The 26,936-nt window shown below is 71.8% G+C and carries 23 protein-coding genes; 15 read left to right on the top strand and 8 right to left on the bottom strand.

Annotation, left to right across the window (positions count from 1 at the left end):
- Positions 1–28 precede the first annotated feature (28 nt).
- From WMF46_RS41200 to WMF46_RS41160, 9 genes are all read left to right on the top strand, one after another.
- Positions 29–1,570, top strand: coding sequence for a YncE family protein (locus WMF46_RS41200; protein ID WP_437982228.1), 1,542 nt, complete (start codon positions 29–31; stop codon positions 1,568–1,570).
- Entirely contained in the window at positions 1,567–3,000 is a 1,434-nt protein-coding gene (locus WMF46_RS41195; RefSeq protein ID WP_437982227.1) for a YncE family protein, read from the top strand. Before WMF46_RS41200 ends, WMF46_RS41195 begins: the two co-directional genes overlap by 4 nt.
- Before the next feature lie 307 nt (positions 3,001–3,307).
- Entirely contained in the window at positions 3,308–4,261 is a 954-nt protein-coding gene (locus WMF46_RS41190) for a hypothetical protein (protein WP_437982226.1), read from the top strand.
- A gap of 361 nt (positions 4,262–4,622) precedes the next feature.
- Positions 4,623–6,332, top strand: coding sequence for an ATP-binding protein (locus WMF46_RS41185; RefSeq protein WP_437982225.1), 1,710 nt, complete (start codon positions 4,623–4,625; stop codon positions 6,330–6,332).
- Positions 6,333–6,462: 130 nt separating this feature from the next.
- The gene (locus WMF46_RS41180) at positions 6,463–6,939 is read left to right on the top strand and encodes a hypothetical protein (protein ID WP_437982224.1); all 477 of its coding nucleotides are present in this window, start codon (positions 6,463–6,465) and stop codon (positions 6,937–6,939) included.
- A gap of 507 nt (positions 6,940–7,446) precedes the next feature.
- Positions 7,447–8,796 carry a hypothetical protein gene (locus WMF46_RS41175; protein WP_437982223.1) on the top strand — a complete coding sequence of 450 codons (1,350 nt, stop codon included), beginning with the start codon at positions 7,447–7,449 and terminating at the stop codon, positions 8,794–8,796.
- 57 nt (positions 8,797–8,853) lie between these two features.
- Entirely contained in the window at positions 8,854–9,882 is a 1,029-nt protein-coding gene (locus tag WMF46_RS41170; RefSeq protein ID WP_437982222.1) for an expansin EXLX1 family cellulose-binding protein, read from the top strand.
- A gap of 23 nt (positions 9,883–9,905) precedes the next feature.
- Positions 9,906–11,009: an alpha-hydroxy acid oxidase gene (locus WMF46_RS41165; RefSeq protein WP_437982221.1), complete on the top strand. Its 1,104-nt coding sequence runs from the start codon at positions 9,906–9,908 to the stop codon at positions 11,007–11,009.
- A 303-nt stretch (positions 11,010–11,312) separates the two neighbouring features.
- Positions 11,313–12,230, top strand: coding sequence for a metallophosphoesterase (locus tag WMF46_RS41160; protein ID WP_437982220.1), 918 nt, complete (start codon positions 11,313–11,315; stop codon positions 12,228–12,230).
- Between the two features lie 210 nt (positions 12,231–12,440).
- Here WMF46_RS41160 and WMF46_RS41155 read toward each other — a convergent pair whose 3' ends face one another.
- The gene (locus WMF46_RS41155; protein ID WP_437982219.1) at positions 12,441–13,022 is read right to left on the bottom strand and encodes a hypothetical protein; all 582 of its coding nucleotides are present in this window, start codon (positions 13,020–13,022) and stop codon (positions 12,441–12,443) included.
- Positions 13,019–13,360, bottom strand: coding sequence for a hypothetical protein (locus WMF46_RS41150; protein ID WP_437982218.1), 342 nt, complete (start codon positions 13,358–13,360; stop codon positions 13,019–13,021). Before WMF46_RS41150 ends, WMF46_RS41155 begins: the two co-directional genes overlap by 4 nt.
- 494 nt (positions 13,361–13,854) lie before the next feature.
- On the opposite strand from WMF46_RS41150, the gene WMF46_RS41145 reads away from it, so the two are divergent.
- Entirely contained in the window at positions 13,855–14,472 is a 618-nt protein-coding gene (locus tag WMF46_RS41145; protein WP_437982217.1) for a hypothetical protein, read from the top strand.
- Positions 14,473–14,536: 64 nt separating this feature from the next.
- Here WMF46_RS41145 and WMF46_RS41140 read toward each other — a convergent pair whose 3' ends face one another.
- Positions 14,537–15,241 (bottom strand): Kazal-type serine protease inhibitor family protein, encoded by a 705-nt coding sequence (locus tag WMF46_RS41140; RefSeq protein ID WP_437982216.1) that lies wholly within the window; start codon positions 15,239–15,241, stop codon positions 14,537–14,539.
- An 886-nt stretch (positions 15,242–16,127) separates the two neighbouring features.
- On the opposite strand from WMF46_RS41140, the gene WMF46_RS41135 reads away from it, so the two are divergent.
- Positions 16,128–17,354 (top strand): ROK family protein, encoded by a 1,227-nt coding sequence (locus WMF46_RS41135; RefSeq protein WP_437982215.1) that lies wholly within the window; start codon positions 16,128–16,130, stop codon positions 17,352–17,354.
- 11 nt (positions 17,355–17,365) lie between these two features.
- Here WMF46_RS41135 and WMF46_RS41130 read toward each other — a convergent pair whose 3' ends face one another.
- Both WMF46_RS41130 and WMF46_RS41125 read right to left on the bottom strand, forming a co-directional pair.
- A complete protein-coding gene (locus WMF46_RS41130; RefSeq protein ID WP_437982214.1) occupies positions 17,366–17,794 on the bottom strand; it encodes a membrane spanning transport protein in 429 nt (142 codons plus the stop codon).
- Positions 17,795–17,817: 23 nt separating this feature from the next.
- Entirely contained in the window at positions 17,818–18,591 is a 774-nt protein-coding gene (locus WMF46_RS41125; protein WP_437982213.1) for a helix-turn-helix domain-containing protein, read from the bottom strand.
- Positions 18,592–18,685: 94 nt separating this feature from the next.
- Here WMF46_RS41125 and WMF46_RS41120 point away from each other — a divergent pair, with 94 nt between their 5' ends.
- Both WMF46_RS41120 and WMF46_RS41115 read left to right on the top strand, forming a co-directional pair.
- Positions 18,686–18,889: a CopZ family metallochaperone gene (locus WMF46_RS41120; RefSeq protein ID WP_437904857.1), complete on the top strand. Its 204-nt coding sequence runs from the start codon at positions 18,686–18,688 to the stop codon at positions 18,887–18,889.
- A gap of 47 nt (positions 18,890–18,936) precedes the next feature.
- Positions 18,937–20,316, top strand: coding sequence for a GH1 family beta-glucosidase (locus tag WMF46_RS41115; protein WP_437982212.1), 1,380 nt, complete (start codon positions 18,937–18,939; stop codon positions 20,314–20,316).
- 49 nt (positions 20,317–20,365) lie between these two features.
- Here the strand turns inward: WMF46_RS41115 and WMF46_RS41110 are convergent, their stop codons facing one another.
- Together WMF46_RS41110 and WMF46_RS41105 are read right to left on the bottom strand one after the other, a co-directional pair.
- Complete coding sequence (locus WMF46_RS41110; RefSeq protein WP_437982211.1) at positions 20,366–20,686, bottom strand: hypothetical protein; 321 nt, start codon at positions 20,684–20,686, stop codon at positions 20,366–20,368.
- A 161-nt stretch (positions 20,687–20,847) separates the two neighbouring features.
- The gene (locus tag WMF46_RS41105; protein ID WP_437982210.1) at positions 20,848–23,019 is read right to left on the bottom strand and encodes a serine/threonine-protein kinase; all 2,172 of its coding nucleotides are present in this window, start codon (positions 23,017–23,019) and stop codon (positions 20,848–20,850) included.
- A gap of 114 nt (positions 23,020–23,133) precedes the next feature.
- Here WMF46_RS41105 and argS point away from each other — a divergent pair, with 114 nt between their 5' ends.
- Both argS and WMF46_RS41095 read left to right on the top strand, forming a co-directional pair.
- On the top strand, positions 23,134–24,867 hold the full coding sequence (gene argS / locus WMF46_RS41100; protein WP_437982209.1) for an arginine--tRNA ligase: 1,734 nt from the start codon (positions 23,134–23,136) through the stop codon (positions 24,865–24,867).
- A 174-nt stretch (positions 24,868–25,041) separates the two neighbouring features.
- Positions 25,042–26,274 carry a choice-of-anchor L domain-containing protein gene (locus tag WMF46_RS41095; RefSeq protein ID WP_437982208.1) on the top strand — a complete coding sequence of 411 codons (1,233 nt, stop codon included), beginning with the start codon at positions 25,042–25,044 and terminating at the stop codon, positions 26,272–26,274.
- Between the two features lie 81 nt (positions 26,275–26,355).
- Here WMF46_RS41095 and WMF46_RS41090 read toward each other — a convergent pair whose 3' ends face one another.
- Positions 26,356–26,868: a hypothetical protein gene (locus tag WMF46_RS41090; protein ID WP_437982207.1), complete on the bottom strand. Its 513-nt coding sequence runs from the start codon at positions 26,866–26,868 to the stop codon at positions 26,356–26,358.
- Between the last annotated feature and the right edge of the window lie 68 nt (positions 26,869–26,936).

Raw genomic sequence — 26,936 nt, 5'->3', positions numbered from 1 at the left:
ACGGACACGGAAGAGACGCAGGTGCGCGGTGGACCACGAGACGCGGAGCGATACCGAGCCCGGCTCCAGCGCCGCTGAGGCGCGGGAGGCTCGCCACGCCGCCGAGGCGAGCCCGGTGCCCGTCCCGTGGGCGGAGCCGCCGCCCCGGCGCTCAACCGGCGCCGGCGAGGCGACCTGTCCTGTCTGCCTCGAGCGCATCGCCGCCGGGGTCGCCCTCTGCCCCGAGTGCGGGGAGCCGGCCGACGCGCCCAGGCGGCCGGCGACGGCGCCTTCGATCCCCGATGCCCCCAAGGACGCGAGCTGGCTCTCCCTCCACTGGCGCCCGCTCGTCACGATCGGCGCGATCCTGGGGCTCATCAGCACCGGCGGCGCGCTCCGTTACCTGGCGCCCCACCGGTTCGCGCCGTCCCGGGCCGCGTCGCCGGTCGCTCCCCCGGCCCCGGTGTGCGGGGCGCCGTGCTGGAGCGGCGAGTCGTGCCAGCTCGGCCGCTGCGTCTGGCAGCGCCCGAACGACGTCGGCCACCTCGCCGAGGCGCCCTCGATCGCCGGGCCCTTCTCGCTCCCCAAGGACACGCTCGACGCGCTCCCGCTCGACCGCGACCGCTTCGTCGTCGCGCTGTCCGCCGGCCTGGAGGTGCGCAGCTCCCGGACCGGCGAGGCGCTGAGCCTCGTCTCCGAGGCGCCCCATGTCCGGCGCCTGCACCGCGTGGGCGACGTGGTTTACGCGACCGCGCCCTCGCGCATCTACGTGATCGACGCCGCCACGACGCGGCTGCTCAAGACGATCGAGCTCGGCGAGGCCGTGGGTGACATCCAGGTCGGCGCCTCGGGCCGGCGCGCGCTCGCCTCGCTCCCGGCGGCGCACGCGGTGGCGATCCTGGCGACCGAGTACCACGCCGAGATCGAGCGCATCCAGTTCGGCGACGACGCCGTGGGCCCCGTGGCCGTGGACGACAGCGGCAGCCGGGCGATCACGACGACGGGCCAGCTCCCGCTGTCCGGCCAGCGCGAGCCGTCGGGCGGCGTCGCCTATCCGTTCGACCCGAGCCGGCTCGGCTCGGAGCAGGATCGCGTGCGCACCTCGATGGTGGGCAACCCGGCCAGCGCGCTCATGATCCCCGACGGCTCGGCGGGCTTCGTGGCCCTCCGGGCCGAGAACACGCTGGTGCCGCTCACCTGGCTCCCGTCGGGCGCGGTCCGGCAGGAGGCGCGCATCACGACGTGCCGGGAGCCGGAGCAGATCGCGCTCGTCCGGATCGACCGGCGCGCGATCGTGCGGTGCAACGAGGGGCGGGCCATCCAGGTCTTCAATCTGTCGAAGCGCGAGCTGCTCCACGCCGTCACGTTCCCCGGCCGCGCGCTCGACATGGCCGTCGCTCCCGACGGGGCGCAGGCGGTCGTCGCGCTGAGCGGCGACGGGGCGGGCTCGGTGGCCCTCGTCGATCTGAAGAGCTACGCGGCGAAGGTCCACCCGCTCGGCGGCGAGCCGACGCGGGTGCGGCTCGCCCCGGACGGCGGCACGGCGCTCGCGCTCGGCGATCGCGCCAAGGTCGCATGGGTGCTGCAATGAGCGAGCGTCGCGTCCCGTGCCCGAGCTGCGGCGCGCGGATCGTCGAGGGGGCGCGCAAGTGCCGCGCCTGCAAGGGGTGGCTCGGCGAGCGCCACCGCGGCTCCGTGGGGTCGCTCTCCGGCCGCGAGCCGCGCCTGGCGCGGGCCGCGGTGACCGTGGCGAGCGGCGTCGCGGCCGTGATCATCGCCACCCTGACCAGCCTGAAGTCGCCCGTCGGCGAGGCGCCGCCGCTGACCGCGCTCGCGCCGGAGGGCGCCGCCTCGCGCGCCGCGCGCGACACGCGCGACACGTCAGACGACGCGCCGGACCCCGCGGCGTTCGGCCCCGACGCCGCCGAGCCCGCGCCGCCCCCGGCGGAGCCGAAGGGCCGCTGGCGCGCCCGCGAGTTCCGGATCGGGGACGTGCACCCGCTCGACGTCGTCTTCAACCCGAGCGGCGCGTCGATCTACGTCAGCGCCGACGACGCTTCGCTGCGCGAGTACAAGCTCCAGAGCGGCGAGCTCCTCCACAAGGCGTCGATGCCGGCGCAGGGCGACCACATCCGGCTCCTGTTCGACCGCTACGTCGCGGTGCTGCGGCACGAGGACGCCGCGCGGATCCCGGTGATGGACACGACCGCGTGGGATCGCGATCCGGTCCTGCTCGACGTCGGCCGGACGCCCGGCGACATCGTGGCGCTGCCGGACGGCAGGACGGTGGTCGCGGCGACGACGGACACGAAGCGCGTGACGAAGTTCGAGCTGCCGACGGGGGTGCGGCTCGCGAACATCACGCTCCCGCACGCCACCGGGCAGCTGTTCCTCGTGCAGGCCGAGGGGCGCCCCTACATCGCGGCGCTCGGCGCGCTGACGCACGCGGGCCGGCCGGCGGGCGCGTGGATCGACCTGTTCGACCCGAGCGAGTCGCCGTTCGGCGCGACCCGGCGGAGCATCGCGGTCGGGCGCGAGCCGCGCGAGGGCGACATCACGCGCGATGGCGGCGCCGTGTTCTTCCCGGATCGGCTGTCCAACACGGCGATCCTGCTGAGCGTCGCCGGGGTGACCGAGACGAGGAAGACGCCCGTCGGCGTCGGGCCGACCGCGGGCTTCCTGCTCGATGAGGACCGGTACGGCATCACGCTCAACGCCGAGGCGCGGACCGCGAGCGTCATCGACCTCTCGACGATGGAGGTGAAGAGCACGCTCCCGCTCCGCGGGGTGCCGCTGACGGGCGTCACGTCGCCCGACCGGAAGACGCTCTTCGTGGCGCTCGGCGGGACCCAGTGGCCGCCGGTCGGCAGCGGCGTCGCGGTCATCGCGGGCGACCCGCCGAGGGTCGTCGCGTCGCTGCCCACGGGCAAGGGCGCGTGCGCCGTGGCGGTCTCGAAGGACGGCGCGCGGGCGGTTGTCGCGTCGTACTGGGACCGCTCGATCACGGTGCTCGAGCAGTAGTAGCCCGGGCGGGGCGGCGCTCCGCGCGGAGCGCCCCCGCGGGTCCTCTGGATGGCCGGCGTGTTTCTCCGAAGTTCCGCGGCGCGCAGGTGACGACACCTCCCGCGAACAGAGGTGTCGAACACGCGCCATAATTTCGTCCCTGTCATCTTTGCGAAACCTCTCTGCGCAGAGAGTGGGAGCAGGCTCAGCAGAGCCGACGGCAGTTCCGAAGGTCGTCTCGTTGCGTCGGCGACGAGGCCACAGCGGTTGTCCTCCAGCCCAACCCCCTGCTCTGCCCATGACCAACAAGCATCCATGTCGTCCGTTGTTCCGTGTGTTTCTCGGCGCGAGCCTCCTCTGTCTGCCTGCGTTTCAGGCGTCGGCTCAGCCCGCGACGGAGCCTGCCGCCGCGGATCCGGCGGCGCCTCCGCCGGCGGACAAGCCCAAGCCGCCTCCGTATTCGTTGCCATTTCAGCTCCGTCCGGTGGTCGCCGTGTCCGTCGTGCGCTCCGACACCGCGATCGCCTTCTACAGCGCTCCTTCCGCGAGCTCCTCCGGCTCGACCGTCGCGTCCACGCTGCTCTTCAGCTACAAGGTGACCGACGATCTGGCCCCGCTCGTGCGGCTCGGCGTCGTCTCGAACTCCCCGCCTGCTGGCGACTCGGGCTTCGGGTTCCTGAACCCTGTCGTCGGCGCCACCTACGCGCTGAAGCTCACGCCGGAGCTGCGACTCGCGCTGTTTCTTGGCCTCACGGTGCCCGTGGGCTCCGGCGGCGGCAACACGCCGAGCCCGGAGATGGGCCCCGCGAGGACGGCCGGGATCTACGCCCGCTCGGCGATGGATAACGCGATGTTCGCCGTCAACGACTTCACGCTCTTCCCGGGCGTCGGGTTCGCCTATGTCGCGCACGGCTTCACCGCGCAGGCCGAGGCCACGGTGCTCCAGCTCCTGCGGGTCCGCGGGGAGGACGTGCAGCCGGACTCGTCGAAGACCAACTTCACCGCCGGCGTGCACCTCGGCTACTTCGTCGTCCCGATGCTGTCGATCGGCGCCGAGCTCCGGCACCAGCGCTGGCTCTCGACGCCGGTCTCCGTGCAGAAGGACGCCTCCCGCGCGACGCGCGAGACGACCACGGTGGCCGTGGGGCCGCGCGGCCACTTCAAGCTGGGAGAGAAGATGTGGTTGCGCCCCGGCGTTGCGTTCGCGATGGGGCTCGATGATCCGATGAAGGCGTCAGAGCACAAGATCCTTCAGATCGACGTGCCATTCGCCTTCTAGATTCCCGATCCTGATCCGACCCTCGGTCCAGGCTGGTTCGCCCGTCCGGTGCGACCGGCGGCCCGAGCCGCCGGGCGATCGCTTCGTGAATCCCCTCCTGTAGTCGCCGTCCGTCCAGGGGCGGGCGCAGCCGGGTCCTCGTGGTATCGATAATGTATCGATACAGGAGGGGTCTGACGATGTCACGATCGCGGGAGCATGGGGCGGGGGGCGCGGTGTCCGGCGGGAGCCGTGGGTGCGCGCCGGTTGTGTGGCTGAGTCCCCTCGGGGCGGCACACGGGCTCGGCAGCTCCGGGTTCGCCGACGATCCCGAACTTCCGCCCGGCCGACCGGCGCCAGCGATTCGAGGCGTGTCGTCCTCGTGAGTCTGCCCAAGGACGTGCGCGCTCCGTCCCCTTACACGATCACCGGGAACCTCCACGAGGGTGGCAGAACCCGCCTGCTTCGCGCGGTCCGGAGCGTCGATGGCCGCCCGGTGATCTTGAAGGTCATCGACCCGAGGAGCGGCTGCTCGCAGGACATCGAGCGTCTCCGGCGCGAGTACACGATGGGCAAGGCGCTCCGCCACGAGGCCTTCGTCGAGCCGCTCGCCCTCGAGACGTTCGAGGGGCTGCCGGCGCTCGTCATGGAGGATTTCGGCGGCGAGTCGCTCGATCACCTCATCGACGCGCCCATGAGCGCCGGGCGGTTCCTCGAGCTCGCGGTCCGCCTCGTCACCTGCGTGGCGGAGCTCCACCAGCGGGACATCCTCCACAAGGATCTCAAGCCCCAGAACATCCTCGTCAACGCGACCACGGGCCAGGTGAAGCTCGCCGACTTCGGTCTTGCCTCCCGCCTCCCGCGCGAGCAGCCCCCGCTGGCGCGCGTCGCGCGGCTCGCGGTGCAATCGCTCTGCGACTGGTGCATCACCGATGTCGTCGAAGGCGAGCAGATCCGGCGAAGCATCTGGGCGCACAGGGATTCCGCCAAGGAGTCGCTGCTCGAGCAGCTGCGGCGTCGGTATTCTCCTGCCCTGGATTCGCCCCATCCGGCGGCCAGGGCGCTGCGGTGTGGTGAGCCGTTGCTGGTCTCCGGGTGCTCCGAGGAAGAGCTCCGGCAATACTGCGAGGACGACGAGCATGCGAGGCTCATCCGCGAGCTCGGGGCGCAGAGCGTCATCGTGGTGCCGCTCATGGCGCGGGGGCGGCCGATCGGGGCGCTGAGCGTCGTCTCGTCCGCGCCCGGGCGCTGCTACGGGGAGGCCGACCTGGAGATCGTCCAGCACGTGGCGCACAGGGCCGCGCTCGCGATCGACAATGCGCGGCTGTACCGCGCTGCCCAGGAGGCCATCCGCATGCGCGACGAGTTCCTCACCGTGGCGACGCACGAGCTCAACACGCCGATGACGTCGCTCACGCTCTCGCTCGAGGCCATGGATCGGGGCCTTCGCTCGGGTCGGCTCTGCGATCCGCCGGCGATGGGCAGGCAGGTCGAGCGCGCGCTGCGGCAGGCGACGCGCCTGGCCCGGCTGAACCGCGAGCTCCTCGAGGTCTCGAGGATCGACACGGATCGGGCCTCGCTCGACCTCGCGGAGGTCGACCTCGGCGGGGTCGTGCGCGACGTGATCGCGCGGTTCGAGCTGGATCTGGCGCGCGCCGGCTGCTCCGTCTCGCTGAGGATCAGCGGCCGGAACGTGGGCTCCTGGGATCGCTCCCGCGTCGACCAGATCGTCACGAACCTCGTCGCCAACGCGATCAAGTTCGGCCCGGGCAAGCCCATCGAGATCGTCCTCGGCGAGGAGGCCGGGACGACGCGGCTCTCGGTGAAGGATCACGGGATCGGCGTCGACCCGGCGCGCCAGGAGCGGATCTTCGATCGCTTCGAGCGCGCCGTGTCCGACCGGCACTACGGCGGGCTGGGGCTCGGCCTGTACATCAGCCGCCAGATCGCGCAGGCGCACGGCGGCTCGATCCGTGTCGAGAGCGCGCCCGGCGACGGCGCCACGTTCACCGTCGAGCTCCCCGGCGCCGGACCGCCGGTGTCGCCGCGCGCGCCGGTCTTCTCGAACGATTCGATAGGACCGATTCGATAGGAGGGCGCTCCTTACACATCATGATCGCGAGCGACCATGGCGCCCTGTGCGCCGCGTCAGCGCTCCCTGAGGTTCCCTATCCATCACGGCGTCACGGAGGGCGCGGCGATCGACGACGATTTTCGCACAATTGGCTCCCCACGTCCGTAAGTGTTTGTCGTTCACTGAGACGTTACGTTCATCGCGCGCTGTTCGCAGTGTGCTCGGTTCGGGCCGCCTCCTGCGCGAGGCGCTGGCGGATCTGGCGGCGCTGCCGGACGATGCGTGGGAGAAGAGCATCGCCAAGCCGTTGCTGGTACACTTCCGGCTCGGAAGACAGGAGCCGGCGAGCGACGAGGAGGACGAGGTGAGCGCAGAGATCCGGGCGTGGTTCGAGGATTACGAGAGGAATCTCCGGGCCGAGGAGCGGAAGGAAGGCCGCGACGAGGGCCGTGCCGAGGAGGCGGCGCGTGCTGTGCTGATCGCGCTCCGGGGTCGAGGCATCGCCGTGCCGGACGTGACGCGGGAGCGCATCCTGGCCGAGAAAACCCCGGAAATTCTGGAACGATGGCTTGAGCGGGCCGTCGTCGCCGCGTCGCTCGCCGAGGTGCTCGACGACCCCAGCTGAGCGGTGCCGGTCAAGCAAGGGTCTCTCCGGAGACGCTGCCCGCTGCGGTGTACCGGTGGTGCGGGTAGCGGCACATCCTCAGGCATAGCGTACATCTACTTCGCGCGACCGACTCGCCAGAGGTGGCGAGAAAACAGCCTTCGCCCTTCGCGTGGACTTCCCCTTCGTTCCACGGGCAGCGGGCATGATCAGGTGTCGAGGCGCCCAAGGGCGCCATGAGGCGGAGTTCTCTCGGTTTCTCTCGCGTCTGATGGTTCAATCTTCTTCGCCATGTGCCGTGACGGTTCAGGCAGGTTGCACCGGATAGACAGAGAGACTGCCGAGCGAAAAGCGGTGCTGTGTTCTCTGGGACTCCCTCGCCGAGCCCTGGATCTCGACTCGGTGCGACGCGCTCGACGTGGCGGCACCCGGCGATGCCTCCCGGGTTGACGCTACACGCCGTTCGCCCGATAGCTTTCGCATGCGTTCGGGGAACATCCAGGCCCTGCTCGGAGTCGGGCCGCGGTGGTGAGCTATCCCCCCCTGCGCGCGCGCGTGCTCGTGTTGGCGGCGCTCGCCGCCTGCCGTGGCGGCTCGGGTGCACCTGGCGCCGGGCCGGCGCCCGACGCGGGTGTTGTGGCGCAGGGGCCCTCCGTTGCGCCCACCGCGAGCGCGGCCAGCGCTCCGAGCGCGCCGTCGCTGGATGCGGGGGTGGCGGACGCAGCGGCACCGGACGCAGCAGCGCCAGACGCGGCAGCTCCGGACACCGCCGCGCCGGACGCCGCCGCGCCGGGCGCAGGCTGCACGCTGCGCCGAGGGCCGCTCTCGCTCTCGCTCCGTGGGCCGGCGCTGCTCTGGTCTCCCGACGAGGCGGAGCGCGCCGATTTCCGGGTGATCTTCAACCGCGACGGCGTGGCGCAGCACGTCGCGCCGTCGTTCGGCGGGCTCACCGCGCCAGGCTCTCCGCTCGCGGAGGCCGCGCCCGACGCCGGGGAGGGCAGCGGCGATCCAGCGCGCGCCTCGTGGCCGGCGTGCGTGGTGGCCTCCCGGTTCGTGTACTGCATGGATCACGGCGGCACGATCCGGAGGACCCCGCTCGGCGGCGGCGAGGGGCCGCCCATCGGCGCCGGGCGCCGCGGCACGGGGATCTCCGCCGTCGCGCTGCCCGGAGGGCGCACGCTGCTCGCCTTCCTCTCGGATCGGAAGACGAGCGAGGGCGCCGTGACGCAGGCCTTCGCCGTGCTCGACGACGGGGCCGCCGTGCCGCTCTCCGAGGAGGGCAGCGGCGCCACCTTTGTCGCGCTGTCGCGCTGGAAGGGAGGCGCGCTGGCGATGTACATCGACGCGCGCTCGGCGCTGACGCCGGTGCACGCCCGCACGCTGGGGCTCACGGCGGAAGGCAAGCTCGAGCTCGGCCCTGACGCTGTCGTCTTCATCGGCGACGCGGGGGAATCGCGGATGGGCGGCGCGCTCGCCATCGGCGCCGCAGGGCCTGCGTACGTGCTCCTGCCGGCGTCGAAGGACATCTCGGCGTTCGGCATGGCGGCGATCCGCGTCGACGAGGCGCCGCGCGACGACATGCCCGCGGTCTGGTCGCTCTACCCGAACGGGCTCAGCCCCGCGCCGATCGCGGCCACGCAGGGCGTCTCGCCGATCCACGTGGCCCGGGTCCGCCCGGTCTCGCGCGAGCCCGGCGCGCGTCACGCGCTCGAGCTCGGGCAGCTCGACGGCGAAGGGCGGTTTCACGCGCGCTGCGTCGCGGTGGAGGGCAAGTCGTTCAAGCACGTGGCGATCGAGGCGGATCGCGGCGGCTCGCTGTGGATCGCGTACACGACCGCGGCCGGCACCTTCATCGAGCAGCGCGCCGCGGGGCCGTGATAAGCCAACCGCGTGGATTCGCGAATCCATCCCTATCGTAAATCTTAAGGAGTCGAGATGAAGCTAGGTTATCTGCCCAAGGGCATTTCATGGCCGCTCGTGTCGCTGATCGCGCTCGGCGTCGCTGGCTGCAGCGACGGCGGCGGCGGTGACGCCGGCAGCGCGGAGAGCGCCTCGTCCGCCGCCGGCGGGCCGGGCGGCGCGGGCGCGGTCGGCGCCAGCGCCAGCACCGGCGCAGGGGGCGGGGACGGCGTCACTACGGGCGCGGGCGCTGGTCCGGGCAGCTCCACGACGGCCGGCTCCACCTCCTCGACGAGCGGCGGCGGCGAGCCCAGCGCCACGAGCACCGGCGCGACCACGTCGACGGGAACGGGCGGCGAGCCGGTGAGCTGCGACTTTCCCGCGGAGTACGCGAACGGATCCATCACCTTCTACACGCTCGACATGGGCTCGACCGAGGTGAACTGCAGCTACCCGATCGTCGGGCGCAACCCGGACGTCGTCGGGCACGTTCCGTTCGGCGGAGGCCAGTACTTCGCCGCCATGAACACCGCCGACTACAACGCGGCGGCGATGTGCGGCGCGTGCGTCGAGGTCTCCAGGGACGACGGGCGCAAGGTGCAGGCCATGGTCGTGGACCAGTGTCCGATCGCCACGAACCCGAAGTGCACGGCGGGCCACATCGATCTCAGCAAGAGCGCCTTTCTCAAGATCGGCGAAGAGCGCGAGGGGTATCTGGGGACCACCCACGGCGGCGCTGCGGGGAAGATCTCCTGGCGGTACATCCCCTGTCCGACGACGAGCGCCGTCTCCTTCCGCCTCAAGGACGCGAGCAACAAGTACTGGAACGAGATCCTCGTCGAGGGGCATGCGCACCCGATCGAGAAGCTGGAGGTGGAGATCAACGGCACGTGGCAGACGGCCACGCGGCAGTCGTACAACTACTTCGTCGTCGGCGACGGGAACATGGGGAATGCGCCCTATCACGTCCGCGCGACCGACATCAACGGCTCCACCGTCGAAGCGATGCTGGAGCTCAAGGCCGGAAACCAGCCCGCGAGCGGGCAGTTCGCCGCCTGCAACTGAGACCGAGGCCTGCGGAGAACACCGTGCAAGACCCTCGCCCCGCCCCGTCGCTGCTCACCGTCGACGACTTCGAGCGCGCAGCGCGCGCTCGGCTGTCGAAGATGGCCTATGACTACTACCGATCAGGCGCCGACGAGGGCCGCACGCTCCGCGAGAACCGGCGCGCCTTCCGCCGCCTCGAGATCCATTACCGCGTCCTCGTCGACGTGGCCGAGCGCGACATGAGCACGACGGTGCTCGGCACGAGGGTGCCGTTCCCCATCCTCGTGGCGCCGACGGCCTATCAGCGCCTCGCGCACCCCGACGGTGAGATCGCCTCCTCGCGGGCGGCCTCCGAGCTCGGCACCATCTTCACGCTCTCGACCCTCTCGACGACGAGCCTTGAGGCGGTCGCGGGCGCGTCTCCAGGGCCGAAGTGGTTCCAGCTCTACGTCCACAAGGATCGCGGCCTCACGCGTGCCCTCGTCGAGCGGGCCGAGTCCTCCGGCTACCGGGCGCTGATGCTGACCGTCGACACACCGGTCCTCGGCCGCCGGATAGCGGACGTGCGCAACGGCTTCGCGCTGCCCGAGGGGCTCGTGATGGCGAACCTCATCGACGCCGCGGCGGCCGCGCCGGCCGAGGAGCGGGGCTCTCTGCTCGCGTCCTACGTCGCCTCCCGACATGACGCCTCGCTGACGTGGCGCGACGTCGGGTGGCTCGCCTCGCTCACGAAGCTCCCTATTCTGCTCAAGGGCATCGTCAGGCCGGACGACGCGGTCCGCGCGCTCGAGGCGGGCGCGGCCGGCGTCGTCGTCTCCAACCACGGCGCGCGGCAGCTCGACGGCGCCCCCGCGACGATCGAGGCCCTCCCGGCGATCGCCGACGCGGTCGCCGGGAGGTGCCTGGTGCTGATGGACGGCGGTATCCGGTGGGGTACCGACGTGCTGAAGGCGATCGCGCTCGGCGCCCGCGCGGTGCTGGTCGGACGCCCAGTCCTGTGGGGGCTCGCCGCGCTCGGCGGCGAGGGCGTCGCGCGCGTGCTCGCGGGGTTGCGCGATGAGCTCTCGATCGCCATGGCGCTCGCCGGCTGTCCTACCCTGGCATCCATCGATCGCGACCTGGTCCGACGAGCTCAGGCGCGATGATGGATGCCTGAGTCGCACGAGCGCGGAGTTTTCCAAGATCGGCGCTGTCCCGCGTGCGACCAGGCGGCGGACGGCGGCGATCGCGACGCGCACGTCGGTCACGTCGATGCATTGCCGCGGTCCGCTGAATCGAGGTGTCAAGGCGTCTTCGACGAAAGAAAAGGTGGCGGCCATTCAGCCTCACCCGTACACTCGGCCATCGTGAGCAGCGCAGTACCTGCGAGGGAGCGGTGGCGGAGGCTCTTCACGCGAGGCGCTGGCGCCTCCGGGGGGGAGCCCGCGCCCGAGGGAGCGGACCCGGCCATGGGGATTCGGCTCCGGCGTTTCGCGGGGCCGGCGGCCTACCTGGATCAGATGTCGTCGCTCCGGATTGCCCACCTGACCGATCAGCATGTCGGTCGCGTGACGTCGGTGCGGGTGCAGCGCGCGGCCGTCGCGCTGACGAACCTGCAGCGGCCCGACCTCGTCGTGCTCACGGGCGATTTCGTGTGTCACAGCCAGCTCTACCTCGATCAGCTGGAAGAGGTGGTGCGCGGCTTCGAGGCGCCGGTGATCGCCGTGCTGGGGAATCACGATCACTGGTCGGGCGCCGACGCGGTGAAGCGCGCGCTCGAGCGGGGCGGCGCCGCGGTGCTCTGCAACGCGAGCACGGTGATCACGCTGGGCCACGAGCGGCTCCAGGTGGTGGGGCTCGACGACGCGTATACGGGCCACGCGTCGCTCGAGAAGGCGGTGAAGGGGATGCGGCGCGATCTGCCGACGCTGGGCCTCTCGCACATCGCCGAGGAGGCGGACGGGCTCTGGCGCCATGGCATCCCGCTGGTGCTGTCGGGCCACACGCACGCCGGCCAGGTGACGGTCGCGCGCCTGAACGAGCTCTCGATCGGCAAGATCGCCGGGCACCGGTACATTCACGGGCTCTACGGCACGCGCAAGCGGGGGGAGCCTGGCCAGGGCGCGGTCTACGTCGGGGCGGGGATCGGCGCGGCGGTGATGCCGTTGCGCCTCGGCGAGCGGGGCCAGCGGGAGGTCGCGGTCTTCGAGCTTGGCAGCGAGCCGGGGTCGTTCGACGAGCACCACGCGGAGCAGGTGCCGCACCTCGGGCGCAAGCCGACGCCGGAGCTCATGGCGAGCCGCGCGGCGAAGGTGGCGAGGAACCGGGAGCGGCGGGCGCGGGTGCACCGGCACGGCGAGGGGAGCGTCGGCGGCGGAGAGCCGTAGCGCCGCAGCGCCAAAGGCCGTCCCTGGTTGCGCAGGTCAGAGATCCTGCCAGCGATCGATCTGGCGAGTGAGAAGAGATTTTAACGCAAAGGCGCAAAGACGCAAAGTCGCAAAAATACACGAGATTTATTCTTTCTTGCGTCTTCGCGCCTTTGCGTCTTTGCGTTGAAATCTCTCCCTGGATCCTGGCCGGACTCCTGGTGGGTAGACTCAGTAGCGGAAGCCCAGAGCTCCCGAGGGCCCCCAGAGGATCGCCGAGGCGAGATCGACGTTCATCCGAGCCTCGAGGTAGATCGCGTGCTGATCGAGGGTGACGAGGTCGTAGCTCAGGTGCCCGCTGAACCCGAACGCCGTCGAGGTCATGGACGACGTTGACGTCGCGCGGGACACCGCGAGCAGGAGCAGGCCAGCGCCTCCGCCGAGCCGGAAATCGCCGAGGTGGGTCTCCACCGCGAAGCTCGGGCGGAACATGCGCGCGGGGAGGCCGAACTCGGTAACGCCGACGAAGCCCTCGAACCCTCCCCAGAGCGCGACGTGATCGAGCGTGCCCCCGGCGGCGGCGCCGAAGCTCGCTCCATAGATGGCGAGGGAATAGAAGCTTTGCCACGAGCCCCCGGCGTGCAGCTTGACGCCGAAGCCGCGCTTCCACCCCGCCGGGCCCTCGGGTGCGGGCGCCCCAGGCGGCGCGGCCGGCGGCGCCTCCTGCGCGCTGGCGAGGGCCGGGGCGAGGAGCCCGCAGAGCGCGGCCGCGCCGCCCCATCGCCGGCTCGACGAGCGGATACGCCGCCTCATTGACACACCACCGGGCGCGCGACGCCTGCGCTCCCCCCCTCGGCGAGCTTCATGCGCGCGGCCGCCTGCTCGCAGACGTTGCTCGCGACGAGGTCGCCGCACTCCCTCTCCTGGATGCACCGGCTCTCGTCGGCCGTGAGCCACAGCTCCTCGTTCCCGTTACAGCCGACGTTCTGCTGGCAGAGCGCGGGAGTCGCGGCGAACGACGGACAGCACTCCTCGAGATGCGCAGCCGCGTTTTCGCACAGGAACTCCTGCTCGCTGATGCCCATCCCGAGGGCGAGCGGCGCGACCAGGATGACGCACAGGATTCGACGGGCAGAGATCCACGATCTCACGTTCAACCTCGCTGCAAAGCGTGAAGGCGGCGCGACGGAGCGCGGCGCCCCCGGACGCCATGGCATCCTACCGCGAGCGCAGGTCCATGTCCCCATGTCCTCGGTCTCGCCCCCCGCGCGCTCGAGGATCCCCGCGGGTCGGTCGATTCGCATTGACGCCCGTCATGTGAACGTTCACATTGTCGGTCGCACGTCCTCCTTTGGCTTCGTCCGGTAGTGCACCGGGCCGCTCACGAACCTGACATGGCCACGCGAACGAGCCGTGATATCAAGGCAACGGCGTTTCGCGTCCCCGGCCTCTGCTGCCGGCGCCCTCGCCGGACTGGTGTAAAATGAGAATCTCTTTGATCGTTGTTCCTGCGATGTTGCTCCTTCTTGCCTGCGGCTCCGACGCCGACCCGCCTGCGGACGACCAGTCCAGCTCCAGCACGACGAGCGCTGCGAGTTCGGGCGGGGGAGCCTCGACGGCCGCCAGCACGAGCTCTTCTAGCAGCGTGAGCTCCAGCAGCAGCGGCGGGGCCGGCGGCAGCGGCGGCAGCGGCGGGGCCGGCGGCAGCGGCGGGGCTGGCGGCAGCGGCGGCGAAGAAGAAAACCTGCTCGCCGCGGCCGACAGCATCGACGGCTTCCGCTGGGAGATGCCGTGCGACCGGGACCCGGGCAACAGCGACGAGTGTCCGTGTTCGGCGCTGGTCGACGAGACCAAGACGTTCGGCGGCTCGCCCGACACGGTCTATATGGTGACCGTCCGGCTCCGCGGCGTCGTCGAGCCGGAGACCTACAAGGGCGGCACGTCCGACGGCAATCACTTCCGCGTGGGCGGTACACCCGACAACGCGACGTACAACCGCTACAGCATCTCTGTCTCCGACCCGGCCGAGGTCTACTGGCTCAACGATAACCCCACCGTGGGGCACGACACGTTCAAGATCGACCACACGAAGACCATTCCGATCCGGGGCGGATCCAAGGTGTCCTTCAAGGGTGAGGATCCGAATCACACCAGCATCGCCAACTTCAAGCATCTGGTCGTGGACGGCGTCCCCCCGGCGCCCGAGCCGTACGTCGGTCAATTCATCCAGCTCGACGTGCAGTCCGTCGAGAAGAAGCCGTGAAAGCGCGCCGCGCCGCCCGCGCTCCTCGCGCTCGATCCGCCGCGGAGCGGGGCGGCGATCTCGCTCACTCGATCGGCGCGTCCGCGCACGCGCCTCGCGCGTCGACGGAGGTGCCGCTCGCGGCCGCCGCGCAAGCGTTGGCGTACGTCTGGCCGTCACAGCCGCACACGGGCGCGAGCTCCTTCGTGCACACCTCGGGCTTCTCCGCGCAGGTGCCGGACGCGTCCGCGCGCCCGCAGATCGCGGAGGGCGCGTACTTGCAGTAGAGCCCCTCGCCGCACACGCGCGGCCCGCCGAGGGTGAAGCCGCCACAGCTCTCGCCGATCCCCACGACCGTGGGGCCGCACTCGCCCGCGCTCCTCACCGAGACGCCGGCCGTGGCCGCGACGCAGCCGTTGCTGTACGTGCGGCCATCGCAGCCGCACACCGGATCGTACTCCTGCGGGCACGCGTCGGGCATGAGCTTGCACGCGCCGCTCCGGTCGTACGCGCCGCAGTTCGCCTCGGGGACGAAGTCACAATATAGGCCCGCCGCGCAGCGTATGCCGGCGATGCCCCCGCACATGCCGCCGGGCCGGGCGCGGGTGAAGCCGCTCTCGCGCTCGAAATACGCCGGTACTGCCGCCACGTCGCTCACCGCGAGCGCGCCCTCCGCGGCCCCGGCCTCCTCCGCATCCGCGAGATCCGCGACCTCGGCATCGTCGGATGTCGCCGTGCAGGCGGCGAGCGTCACAGCGAACACTGCACCCAGAACATGTGTCATCTTCATGATCGTGAAAACTCCTCGTGAGGAAGCGGCCCGGCGCTCCGGGCGTCTCCTCGGCCATGCGCATCGCGCGCGAGCTGGGCAACGCGTCGCTGCGCGATGTCGCCGTGTCCTCCAACGCGTCGAGCCCCGGCTCGACCTGGGGTGACAGTGCGTCGGCATGTCCGGACTCCAGCGCCTTGACGAACGCTCGCCTTCACGCCCCACGGCGTCTTCGCTCGTCGACTCGGTGTTTGCTCGCTTTCCGCGTTTGCCGTTTGTCGTTCATTGAGCGTCGATTGCCGGTGAGCGCCTGCCGTCTGTCATCCCCCGCTTGTCGTTCGTTGCCCGTTGTCGTTTGCAATCGGTGTTCCCTCGGAGAAGAGATGAGCCCGCCCGCCGCGGATCTTCGCGGCCTCGCGAGAGCGGGGAGCGGGGCGATCGCCAGGTCCGGGCGGGTCGGACGCCGAGAGGAGCGCGCGCGCTCCCTGTTTCCATCTCACCTGCGGCGATGCGGCGTTCCGCCACACGGGGGTGCGGGCTGTAGGAGCCCATCCCCCGAAGCGGGGCAGTTTGCTACGTGGAAGGCGGGAGGGGCGCTGCGCCGGTGGCCGTCCGGGCAGCGACGATTGTGGTGCTGACATAAGCAGCTCTGACGCGCCGCGAGGTGGCGGGGCGTCGAGCAGCGATGCGTGCGGTGAGCGAGAGGAAGCGGGAAGACGTGCGGAAGACGTGCGGGGAGAGGGCGGAAGCGCGGGGAACCACGGGTGAGGCGGGGAACCACGGGTGAGGCGGGGAACCACGGGTGAAGCGCGGGAGACCAAACTCGCCGCGCGCGCTTTCGTGACAGCTCGGTTGCGACGCCCCTTGCTTTTGCTGCGCGAGGACGGCTAAGTCTGGTTTTGCTCGAATGGTCCGTGCCAACGACAAGACGGCGAACAACCGCACCCCTCGGGAGCTCAACCGCTCCCTCGTCCTCGACCTCGTGCAAGAGCACGGTCCGATCTCCCGCACGAACCTCGCGCGGTTGAGCGGGCTGACCAAGCCGACGGTCTCGGCCATCATCGAGGAGCTGCTCGACAGCGGCAGCGTCCGCGATGTCGGGACCGAATCGCGCGGCGGGCGCCCAGCGCGGCTCCTCGAGTTCAACGACGACAGCGCGGCCTTCCTCGGCATCGAGATCGGTGTCGAGCAGACGGCCGTGGCCGTGGCCGACGCCCGCGGGCGGCTGCGGGCGCGGCTGGAGCAGCCCACCGTCCTGCGCGATCCGCACCGGACGGTCCGCGATATCGTCGAGCTCTTGCCGAAGGTGCTGCAGCTGAGTGGGGTGCCGCGGAAGCGGCTGCGCGGCGCCTGCGCGGTCTTGCCTGGGCTCATCGAGCGGCCGAGCGGCGTCTGCGTGCTTGCGCCCAACCTGGGCTGGGAGCGGTTCCCTGTGCGCGCGGAGCTCAGCCGCGCGCTTCGCATGCAGGTGCCTGTGTACAACCTGCCTCAGGCAGCGGCGGTGGCGGAAGGGGAGCTCGGCGCGGCGCGGGGGCACGCGTCGTATGTGTGGATCTATGTCGGGCTCGGCGTCGGCGCGGGCCTCGTCGCCGATGGACGCTTGTTCTTCGGGATGCAGGGATACAGCGGGGAGATCGGCCACTGCCGTATTGCGGACGACGGCCCGCCTTGCGGCTGCGGGCGCCGCGGATGTCTGGAGACGTTCGCCTCGGTCATGGCGCTCCGGCGCGCCGCGGAGGCGGCGTCGGCGCGCTCACCCCAGCTCGCCGCGCTCGCCCGCCCGCACGCCGTCAGCGCCATCGCGAGCGCGGCGCTCGCCGGCGACGAGAGCGCCCGCGCGATCTTTTACGAGGCGGGCGCGCAGCTCGCGCGCGGCATCGCGGTCCTGCTGAACCTGCTCAACCCCCAGCTCATCGTGCTGGGCGGCGAGCTGCTGGCCGCGCCCGACATCCTGCTTGCCGGCGTGCGCGAGGAGCTGCCGCGCCACGCCGTCCGCGGCGCGGACGTGCCGGTCGTCGCCTCTCCGCTGGGCGGTGAGGCCGGCGTGCTCGGCGCCCTCCTGCTCGCGCGCGAGGGCGCGGTTCGCTCGCTCCGCCTCGTGCCCGACGGCGTGCTCCAGGACAGCGCGCCGTAGGTGAACGGGTTCTAGGCGAGCGAGGCGCGCTCTCCGCGCGCCGGGTCGCCCTTCGGGGCGGGCGACCCGGACCGCCCCTCGGCGAGGAGCGGCGCGAACGCGTGGCGATCATGCCAGGTGAGGGCGCCGAGCAGGCCGAGGAGGACGACGGCGTTGATGCCGGCGCGGGGGTCGAGCAGCAGGTGGAACAGGGCGATGTTCACCACGACCGGCCATAACAGCGCGAGCGCGAGGGGACGGCGGCGGTCGAGGAGGAGCAGGACCGCGGCGGCGATCTCGACGACCTTGACGGCGTGGATGTAGCCGCTGTCGACAAGCAGCTGGGTGAACGGGTGGAGCGGCTCGGGGACCGGCACGATGCGCACGAATCCGTTGATGCCGCCGAGCAGGACGATGAGGCCGAGGGCGACGCGGGCTGCGCCGACAGCGCGGGGGGGCATGGATCCTCCTTGGGTTCAGGGGATCACCATGGCCCCGGCCGTGTGGCCTCGGCTTGTACGAAGCGGCTGCGAGCGATCGAACCCGGCGTGCGGCCCAGCGTGGCGACGATCGCGCGGGCCAGGTGGGCCTGGTCGTGGAAGCCGCCGGCGAGCGCCGCCTGCGCCAGCGGGGCGCCGTCCATGAGCGCCCCGATGGCCGTCCGCACGCGCAGGAAGGTCACGTAATCGCGCAGCGGGTGGCCGAAGGCGCCGTGAAACAGGTGGGAGAGCCGCGAGCGGGAGAGGCCCTCCGCGGCGGCGAGCGGGCCCAGCGCGGGGCGGCCCGGCGCCTGCTCCGCCAGGCGGCGCATGGCGCGGAGCACGCGGCGATCGACCGGCGGGCCGCCCGGCGCGAACGCACCGGCGCACGCCCTCATGAGCTCGTGTGTCGCCGCGTGATCGAGCCGGCCCCGGAGCACGTCGCGCGCCGCCGCGCGCGCCCGCTCGGCCTGCGCGCCTTCGAGGACGAGCACCCGCCCGCGGGCGGCCGCCTGCGCGCCCGCGCCGAGCCCCTCGGGCGCGAGAAAGGTCGTCACCGTCGCGCCGGGAGAGCCGATGGAATGGGCGACGCCGGCGCCGGTGAGCACGGGCGCGCGCACCTCGAACGGCCGCCCGACCTCGGCCTCGATCTCGAGAGGCCCCTCGACCGGCACCACCAGCTTGACCAGGTGGAGCGCATGGCGGCGCGTCCCTCCGGCGCCCTCGATGATGTGCACGCCGCCGTGGCCGACAAGCGCCGTGTGCTCGAGAGCCGTCACGCTCGAGAGCACATCACGCGGGCGTGGACGCCGCAACTGGCGCAACCCGCGTGCCCTCGTTGACGCTGCTGCCTCGAGCGGGCATAGGGGGGAGATGCGCAGAATCGTTATCGAAGGGATGACCTGCGGCCACTGCGTCCAGGCGGTCTCGAAGGCGCTCGCGAAGGTCCCTGGCGTGACGCGGGTGAGCGAGGTGAGCCTCGAGCGCGGAGAGGCGGTCGTCGAGGGGAGCGCGGCGGCGGATGCCCTCCTCGCGGCCGTGCGCGAGGCCGGCTACGAGGCGCGCGACGCTGGCTGACGCCGCGGTGCCGGAGCTCCGCCGCCTTTGGTATGGTGGCGGCCACCATGACGCGACAGCAGAGCGAAGAGGGTTTTCCGGAAGGGTTCCTGTGGGGCGCCGCCGCGGCGTCGTACCAGATCGAGGGCGCCGCGCACGAGGACGGCAAGGGGCCGTCCGTGTGGGACATGTTCTGCAGGAAGCCGGACGCTGTGTGGAACGGCCAGACGGGCGACGTCGCGTGCGACCACTACCACCGGTACCCGGAGGACGTCGCCCTCATGCGCGACATCGGCCTCCGCGCCTATCGACTCAGCACCTCGTGGCCGCGCGTCCTCCCGGAGGGCACGGGCCCCGTCAACGAGCGCGGGCTCGCGTTCTACGATCGTCTCGTGGACGCGCTGCTCGAGGCGGGCGTCGAGCCCCACATCACGCTGTTCCACTGGGACTTTCCTCTCGCGCTCTACCACAAGGGCGGGTGGCTGAACCGCGACAGCGCCGACTGGTTCGCCGAGTACACGAGCGTCGTGGTCAGGAAGCTCGGCGATCGGGTGAAGGACTGGATGACGCTCAACGAGCCTCAGGTGTTCGCCGGCGCCGGCCACTACGAGGGTCGCCACGCGCCCGGCGACCGGCTGCGCTTCGCCGAGGTGCTCCGGGTCTGCCACCACGTCTTGCTCGCGCACGGCAAGTCGGTGCAGGCCATCCGCGCGGCGAGCCCTGGGAGGAGCAACGTCTATTATGCGCCCGTCGCGCAGGTGAAATACCCCGCGACTTCGTCGCCGGAGGATCTGGAGGCGGCGCGCGCGGCCACGTGGTCGGTGAACGCGCGGACCACGTGGACCAACACGTGGTGGATGGATCCCGTGTTCCTCGGCAGGTACCCCGAGGACGGGCTCCGCCTGTTCGCGAACGAGCTGCCCGAGGTCCGGAGCGGCGACATGGAGATCATCGCGCAGCCGGTCGATTTCTGCGGCGTGAACGTCTACTGGGGAGTCCCGGTGCGCGCCGGGGCGAACGGCGCAGCCGAGGTGGTGCCCCACCCGGTGGGACACCCGATCACCGCGTTCGAGTGGTCGGTCACCCCCGAGTGCCTCTACTGGGGGCCCAAATTCTTCTACGAGCGGTACAAGCGGCCCATCGTGATCACCGAGAACGGCCTGTCGACCCGGGACTGGATCTCGCTCGACGGGAAGGTGCACGACCCCCAGCGCATCGATTTCATGGCGCGTCATTTGATCGAGCTCCGCCGGGCGATCGCCGAGGGCGCGGTCGTGAACGGCTACTTCCACTGGTCGATCCTCGACAACTTCGAGTGGGCTCACGGCTACAAACACCGCTTCGGCCTTGTCTTCGTCGACTACCCGACGGGCCGGCGTGTCCTCAAGGACTCGGCTCACTGGTATCGTGAGGTCATCGCCTCGAACGGCGCGACCCTCGGGGGGTGAGCCGGGCCGCGTCGCGCGGCCCGCTCCTCGATAAAGCGCCTCGGGCGGCTCAGGAGGCGATCGGCTCGTCGCCGTCTTCGTCCTCGTCGTCTTCGTCGTCGTCTTCGAGCGACTCGTCGCCTCCGCCCGCCAGGTCGTACCCGTGCGGATCGAACCCATCGAACATGGCCTGCAGGCGCTCGCTCAGGGAATCCCACGTGTCCGGCGGCTCGCTCGCATGGCGGTCGCGCTCGGCGAGGGCGAGCGCGGCGGCGACCACCGCCGTCAGCGGGCGCGCGTCCTGGAGCACCGCGACCTTCGAGGCGTCGCCGCTGCACGCGTAAGCCAGCAGATACGCCCTGTAGATCTCCTCATTCGTCTTGTCGCTCATTCCTGATCCTTCGTCCTTGTCGTCCGCGCGCCGCCTGTCGCCCCGTCGCCGTGCTCTGGTCTCCTGGGCGCCGTGGAACGCGGGGGCGCGAGCCTAGCCCATCTCGGCGGCCCTCGGGACCGCGTCGCGCCGGGAGCCCGCGCCACGCGGGCGCGGTCGGCTCAGTAGCGCAGCCGGTCCCGCAGGGCGCGCACCGCGCGCTCGAGCCCCTCGTGGTGGTGGAAGCAGCACTGCCCGATGCGCGGCTGGCACTGCGACGAGCGGAGCATCTCCAGGAACACGAGCGCGCGCGCGTCCCCCTCGAGCGCCGCGCGCTCGAAGAGCGCCTCCTTGCGCCGGCAGGGGGCCTCGCGCAGCGCCACGGCGATGCGCAGCGGGACGCTCGCGCGCTTCAGCACCTCGGGGCGGCGGAGCAGCGCCGCCGCGCGCTTTCCGCCCTGCGTGCCCCCGTAGCCGCTCCAGATCTCGTAGGCGATGTCGAGGCCCTCCGGGCCCAGGCGGCTCTCCAGCGCGTCGAAGATCGCGTCCGCGCGGCCGTCGGTCCGGTACGAGCTCTTCACGGCGACGGCGGCCGCGGCCGTCATCACGTCGCGTTGCTCGAAGGCGGCGCGATCCTTCTCGAGCAGCGTGAGCAGCGCGCTCTCCGCGTCGCCCCACCGCTTCGCCCGGACCGTCGCCACGAGGCGCTCGCGCTCGGCCGGGAGGCCCGCGCCCTCGAGCGGCTCCGGGCCGGCGAGCGCCGCGCCCGACGCGCCCCCGTCTGCCGCGCCCGCGTCCAGCGCCGCCGCGCCCGCGTCCAGCGCCGCCGCGACGTCGGCCGACCCGGGGGCCAAGGCGCTCGCGACGGGCGCCGTGGAGGGGGCTTGCAGAGGGGTGCCGAGGGCATCCTGCGCCTGGGCGGCCGGCGCCCCGGCGGGGGCCGTCTGCGCCGCTGCGGGCGCCGCCTGGAGCTCCGGGCCGGCGGCCGCCGGGGCGCCCGCGCGTAGCCACCCTGCGCCCGCGGGCAGCCGGCCGAGGAGCATCGCGCCCGCCGCGCCCATCGCGGCCACGGCGGCCACCCCGAGCATCCAGCCCCACGCGCGCCCTCTCGCTCGTGGCCGGCCCCCTGCCGCCCCGCGCGCTGCCTTCCCGGGCGCCCCGCCGTCCGCTCCGGAGGCCCCGAGCTGCAGGCCGAACGCGTCGGCCTCGGCGCCGCCGGTCCCCGCGCCGCCAGCGGCGGATCCCCTGGCCGCAGCACCGCCGGCCGCGCCCGCGCGGTCTTGCCCTGCCGGCAGCTCGGGCGGCATGGCGTGCGGGATCGCGCGCAGCGGGTCGCTGAGCCGCCACGACCCGCTCGAGAGCGGCTCCTTCCAGGGGAGGAGGCCGAGCGCCTCGGACCTCGGCACGGCCGCGTCGAGCGCCGCGAGCAGCGCGCGGGCGTTCGCGGGGCGCTCCGCCGGGTCCTTGCGCAGGATGCGCATCACGAGCGCCTCGAGCTCGCGCGGCGCCGTCGTGCCCGGGGCGCGCAGCCGGAGCGGCGGCGGCGCCGTGTGGAGCTGCTCGCGGAAGATCTCGACGGGCAGGATGGCGTCGAACGGGTGCTTCCCGGCGAGCATCTCGTAGAGGATGAGTCCGAGCGCGTAGAGATCGGAGCGTTCGTCGACGTGATCCATGCCCTGCGCCGCCTCGGGCGCCATGTACGCGAGCGTGCCGAAGACCATGCCGCTCAGCGTGATCCGGCCGGCGTCGGGCCGCGCCTCGCTGCTGTGCGCGTCCGTCGTGGAGAGGCGCTCGATCGGCACCTTCGCCAGGCCGAAATCGATGAGCTTCACCGCGTCGGTGCCGTCCTCGACCATGACGTTGCGCGGCTTCAGATCGCGGTGGATGACGCCGCGCTCGTGGGCCGCGGCGAGCGCCGCCGCGATCTGCCGCGCGATCTCCGCGGCGCGCGGGGCGGGCAACGGGCCCCTCTTGATGATGCGATCGAGCGTCGTGCCGCGGACATGCTCCAGCACGAGGAACCGGGAGCCGTCGGGGAGGGTGCCGAAGTCGGTCGCCGAGGCGATGTTCGGGTGCTGGATGTGCGCGCCCGCGATCGCCTCGCGCTCGAAGCGCGCCGTGAGCTCCGGGGAGCCCTTCGCCGCGGGCAGGAGGAGCTTCACGGCCAGCCACTTGCGCAGGAGCAGGTGCTCGGCCTTGTAGACCGCGCCCATCCCGCCCGTCGCGACGAGCTCCACGATCCGGTACCGGTCCGAGAGGACCGTCCCGACCAGCTGGGCCGCCGCGCTCTCCGCGAGCGCGTTGCTCGCGGCGGGCGGCGGATCGCCGGGGGCAGGGGGCGGGGGAGCGCTCACGTGGGGCGTGAACTGTCCGGCCTACCCCGATTTTTGTCAAAGGTGCGCTGATGTGGCGTGGCCGCGCCGGCTTGCCTATTGAATTGGCCGGGCGCCCGGGCCAAAGGATGCGCCATGGCCGATCCCGTCCACGCCCTCGCCCGCGCACTCCAGGCGGCGATCACCGCCGCGTTCGGCGCCGAGCACGCCGCGGTTGATCCTTCCCTGCGCCGCTCCACGCACGCCGACTACCAGGCGAACGCCGCCATGGCGCTCGGCAAGCGCCTCGGCAGGCCGCCGCGCGAGGTCGCCGCGGCCATCGTGGCGGCACTGCAGCTCGACGGGATCTGCCGGAAGGTCGAGATCGCGGGCCCCGGGTTCGTGAACCTGACGCTCGAGGACGCGTACCTCACGCGCGAGCTCGCCGAGACGGCGGGCGGCGGGCGGCTCGGGATCGCGCCCGCGGCCGAGCCCGAGACGGTGATCGTCGACTACTCGGGCCCCAACGCCGCGAAGGAGATGCACGTCGGCCACCTCCGCAGCACGATCATCGGCGACGCCCTCGCGCGCGTGCTCGAGGCGCTCGGCCACCGCGTGATCCGCCAGAACCACCTCGGCGACTGGGGCACGCCGTTCGGGATGCTGATCGAGCACATGCTCGACCTCGGCGAGGCCGCGGCCTCGCAGGAGCTCTCGGTCGGCGATCTCGACGCGTTCTACCGGCAGGCGCGCGCGAAGTTCGATGGCGACCCGGCGTTCGCCGAGCGCTCGCGCCGCCGGGTCGTGCGGCTGCAGGGCGGCGACGAGCAGACCCTCGCGCTCTGGCGGCAGCTCGTGCGCGAGTCGACGCGCTACTTCGAGTCGGTCTACCGCCGCCTCGGCGTGACGCTGACCGACGCGGATTTCGCCGGCGAGAGCTTCTACAACCCGATGCTGCCCGACGTCATCGAGGAGCTCGGTCGCAAGGGGCTGGCGCGCGAGAGCGAGGGCGCCCTCTGCGTCTTCCCGGCCGGCTTCACCGGCAAGGGCGGCGAGCCGCTGCCGCTCATCGTGCGCAAGCAGGACGGCGGCTACGGCTACGCCACGACGGATCTCGCCGCGATCCGCCACCGCCTCACGACGGTCGGCGCGCGCCGGATCGTCTATGTCGTCGGCGCGCCGCAGAGCCAGCACTTCGCGATGGTCTTCGCGACCGCGCGCGAGGCGGGCTGGCTCGCGCCGCCGGCCCGGGCCGAGCACGTGGCGTTCGGCTCGGTGCTCGGGGCCGACAAGAAGATGTTCAAGACGCGGAGCGGCGACACCGTGAAGCTCTCGGACCTGCTCGACGAGGCCACGGAGCGCGCGTCGAAGGTGGTGCGGGAGAAGAACCCCGAGCTCGACGCCGATGCCGCCGATGCCGTGGCGCGGGCGGTCGGCGTGGGCGCGGTGAAGTACGCCGATCTCTCGAGCGACCGGATCAAGGACTACGTGTTCGACTGGGATCGCATGCTGGCGTTCGAGGGGAACACGGCGCCCTACCTGATGTACGCGCACGCCCGCATCCGGTCGATCTTCCGGAAGGCCGGCGTGGAGTCGCCGCGCGAGGCCGGGATCGTGCTGAGCGAGCCGGCGGAGCGGGCGCTCGCGCTGGAGCTGCTCCGGTTCGGCGCCGTGCTGGAGGACGTGGCGGCCACGCTCGAGCCGCACCGCCTGTGCGGTTACCTGTTCGAGCTCGCCGGTTCGTTCACGAGCTTCTACGAGCGCTGCCCGGTGCTCCGGGCCGAGAGCGACGAGGTGCGCCGCTCGCGCCTCGCGCTCTGCGATCTGACGGCAGAGGTGCTGGCGAAGGGCCTCGGCCTGCTCGGGATCGAGGCGCCGGAGCGGATGTAGAGCGTCCGGCAGCGGCGCGCGCCCGACCCTGCCCGCGTTCGGCGGTCGCGCGTCCGCCCGAGGATGCGCATCTGCCTGAGCTGCGCGTGCCAGCCCGCGCATTCGAACCGAGGTTGCGCTCGCCCGCTCGAGGTTGCGCGCGACGTCGGTCCGTTCTCTCTGGCAAAGTGCAGCATGATCGAACAACGGTTGGCTCTCCCCTGCGCCGGCATGGCCGTGATCGCGGTGCTCGCCGTCGCATTCGGGTGCTCCGCGGTGGGCGGCGCGTCCGCGCCGGGGGGTGGGGGAGACGGGCGCGAGGAGCCCTCGGGGACCCTCGGCGAGGACGGCCCCGGCGGGCTCGATGAGCCGGGCGAGCCAGGGCTCGGCCCCGGTGACGCAATCCCCATCACCGATCCCAACGTGGACGGTGACGGGGACGGGTTCACGCCCGCGGAGGGCGACTGCAACGATGTTGATGGAAATGTGAATCCAGGTGCGATCGAGGTCGAGGTCACCGAGCCCGACGCGAGCGGCCAGATCCCCGCGCCGGCGGACGAGGATTGCAACGGGGTGATCGACGACGTGCCGCCGCCGTGCGACGAGGGCCTCTCGCTGGAGGACTTCGATCCGGCGAACGGGGCCAGGGCGATCGACCTTTGCGTCGTGGCGTCCCGCGAGGACAGGCGGTGGGGTGTGCTCTCCGCGAGGTATGTCCGCGGGGACGGCTCGCCTGCAGAGCGGTCGCCCGCGGTTGGCGTCTTCGATGGGTTCGGCCCCAACGTGCACGTGCAGGGCGGCGCGCGCCTGCTCGCGCTCTCGACGGGGAGCGCACGCCTGCCTGGCCACCCCGACGCCTGCTGGTCCGGGAGCTGCGCGAGTTATGGTCCCGGCTCCGCGCCGCCCGGGTTCCCTCAGGACAACCCTTCCTGTCCTCCGTCCAGCTTCATCAACGACGACATCGGCCTCGAGGTCGTCCTCCGCGCGCCGACGAACGCGACCGGCTACGAGTTCCTGTTCAAGTTCTATACGTTCGAATACCCGGAGTGGGTCTGCGAGGACTTCAACGATCAATTCGTCGCGCTGGCGACGCCCGCGCCTCCCGGGTCGTACAACGGCAATCTCTCGTTCGACGGGGAGGGAAGGCCGGTCAGCGTCAATATCGCGTTCTTCGATGTCTGCGACGGATGTCCGCTCGGCTCGGACGAGCTCGTGGGGACGGGGTTCAGCCCGCGCCGCGACGGCGGCACCCGGTGGCTCAAGACCCGCGCGCCGGTGCGTGGCGGCGAGGAGATCTCGCTCCGGTTCATCCTGTTCGACACCGGCGACGATCGCTTCGACTCGACCGCGCTGATCGATGGCTTCCGCTGGATCGCGACCGGCGGCACGGTCAGCCTGGAGACGGTGCCCGTGGTCCAGTTCCTCTGAGGCGAGGGGCGCTCTTCCCACGCGCCGGCGCCTCGTCGGGGTGGGGTCGCGAGGCCTGGTCGCCTCGCTGGGCGCTCCGGGCTACCGGCACGTCTGGCAGTCCCCGCCGCAATCCACGGCGAGCTCGCTTCCATTCAGGACCCCGTCGTCGCACGAGGGCGGCTGGCAGACACGCTCCCTGCACACGCCGGACCCGCAGTTCTCGCCCGTGAGGCACGCCTCGCCCGCGGGGCAGAGCGGGCACGAGCGCGTGCCGCAGTCGACGCCGGTCTCGAAGCCGTTCGCCACGCCGTCGACGCAGGTCGGAGCCTGGCAAACCCCCAGGCGACACACGCCCTCCTTGCAGTCGATGCCCGTCTCGCACGAGGCGCCGAAGCCGCAAGGCTTGCACGAGCCGCCGCAGTCGCGGTCGGTCTCTCCTTCGTCCTCATCCGTGACGTCATTGCTGCAGTGCGGGGGGATGCAGGCGTCCGCCGTGCAGGTCCAGCCCTTGAGGCACTCCTCGCAATTCCAGATCTGGATGACACCACCACTCCCCTCGCAGGAAAGGAAAAAAGGCGCCGTCAGCCCCAATGCAATGACGCGTCGAAGCATGGTGCTCGCTCTTCTCGTAGTTGATGGTCTGGTGACGATGACAGTACATCATGCACGGGCATCGAGGG

Source organism: Sorangium sp. So ce117 (assembly GCF_051524395.1).
Classification (GTDB): Bacteria; Myxococcota_A; Polyangia; order Polyangiales; family Polyangiaceae; genus Sorangium; species Sorangium cellulosum_B.
This window is presented reverse-complemented; position numbering and strand designations above follow the sequence as displayed.

Excerpts from the sequence above, each read along its gene's own strand:
- WMF46_RS41195 (WP_437982227.1), top strand. The coding sequence starts at position 1,567 with ATGAGCGAGCGTCGCGTCCCGTGCCCGAGCTGCGGCGCGCGGATCGTC.
- WMF46_RS41170 (WP_437982222.1), top strand. The coding sequence starts at position 8,854 with ATGAAGCTAGGTTATCTGCCCAAGGGCATTTCATGGCCGCTCGTGTCG.
- WMF46_RS41160 (WP_437982220.1), top strand. The coding sequence starts at position 11,313 with ATGGGGATTCGGCTCCGGCGTTTCGCGGGGCCGGCGGCCTACCTGGAT.
- WMF46_RS41155 (WP_437982219.1), bottom strand. The coding sequence starts at position 13,022 with ATGAGGCGGCGTATCCGCTCGTCGAGCCGGCGATGGGGCGGCGCGGCC.
- WMF46_RS41140 (WP_437982216.1), bottom strand. The coding sequence starts at position 15,241 with ATGAAGATGACACATGTTCTGGGTGCAGTGTTCGCTGTGACGCTCGCC.
- WMF46_RS41135 (WP_437982215.1), top strand. The coding sequence starts at position 16,128 with ATGGTCCGTGCCAACGACAAGACGGCGAACAACCGCACCCCTCGGGAG.
- WMF46_RS41130 (WP_437982214.1), bottom strand. The coding sequence starts at position 17,794 with ATGCCCCCCCGCGCTGTCGGCGCAGCCCGCGTCGCCCTCGGCCTCATC.
- WMF46_RS41120 (WP_437904857.1), top strand. The coding sequence starts at position 18,686 with ATGCGCAGAATCGTTATCGAAGGGATGACCTGCGGCCACTGCGTCCAG.
- WMF46_RS41115 (WP_437982212.1), top strand. The coding sequence starts at position 18,937 with ATGACGCGACAGCAGAGCGAAGAGGGTTTTCCGGAAGGGTTCCTGTGG.
- WMF46_RS41110 (WP_437982211.1), bottom strand. The coding sequence starts at position 20,686 with ATGAGCGACAAGACGAATGAGGAGATCTACAGGGCGTATCTGCTGGCT.
- argS (WP_437982209.1), top strand. The coding sequence starts at position 23,134 with ATGGCCGATCCCGTCCACGCCCTCGCCCGCGCACTCCAGGCGGCGATC.
- WMF46_RS41095 (WP_437982208.1), top strand. The coding sequence starts at position 25,042 with ATGATCGAACAACGGTTGGCTCTCCCCTGCGCCGGCATGGCCGTGATC.
- WMF46_RS41090 (WP_437982207.1), bottom strand. The coding sequence starts at position 26,868 with ATGCTTCGACGCGTCATTGCATTGGGGCTGACGGCGCCTTTTTTCCTT.